This is a genomic window from Paenibacillus sp. P46E (assembly GCF_001909095.1).
Classification (GTDB): Bacteria; Bacillota; Bacilli; order Paenibacillales; family Paenibacillaceae; genus Paenibacillus_AQ; species Paenibacillus_AQ helianthi.
This window is the reverse complement of the sequence record NZ_LVYZ01000013.1, coordinates 1-754: the sequence shown is the minus strand read 5'-3', so window position 1 is coordinate 754 and position 754 is coordinate 1. Positions and strand designations below refer to the sequence as shown.

The window sequence follows — 754 nt, the reverse complement described above, 5'->3', positions numbered from 1 at the left end:
CTTCCTGTTCTTCTGCCGTTTCAATGGCAGCGAACAGGGCATGCACCTTATCCTGCAGTTTGACTTTGTGTTTACTGACGGCTTTCCCCCAAACAAACGTGTAGCGATTGGCATTGGCCTCGATTTTGGTTCCGTCCACAAAGTAATGCTCCAGGGAAACGTATTTTTCGTCAGCCAGAAACTGAAGCACGGCGGTAAATACCGTCTCAAGGACATTCTTCATTCGCTGGGAACGGAAGCGATTTAGCGTGCGGAAGTCGGGTCGCTGCCGCCCGGCCAGCCACATGAAGGGGATGTTCTCCCGAATGGATTTGGCGATTTGGCGAGAGGAATAGATGCGCTGCGTGTAGGCGTAAATAATGACTTTGGTCAGCATTTTAGGATGGTAGCTGTCACGGCCACCACCTGGGTAGGCCGCGTCAAAAATGCCGTCGTCCAGCCGGTTAACGGCGGCATTGATGATACGAACGAGGTGATGTTCTGGAATATCTTCTTCCAGATCCATTGGCAAGCAAAGTTGGTCCATGGTATATTGAATGTACAAAAGAAACCTCTCCTTTGAAATGGTTGGTCGCACTTCCATTTTACCAAAGGATGGTTTCTTTTTTTTGCTTTTTTTAAAGATTGTAGACCCCATTTCCCGCTTAAACAGCGGAGAGGACGGAACGATTGTGGAAAAGCGATAGCGGTCGCCTTTGTCCCCGGATTTTCACCGCGAAGGAGAATAAATAAAATCTGGGGACAACAGCGATTG

Annotated in this window: 1 protein-coding gene; it reads right to left on the bottom strand. The window is 48.8% G+C overall.

All coding sequences use genetic code 11. The features are described 5' to 3' along the window. On the bottom strand, positions 1 to 544 hold a 544-nt coding region (locus tag A3849_RS03555; protein ID WP_143191726.1), incomplete at its 3' end, for a transposase. Positions 545 to 754: the final 210 nt, after the last annotated feature.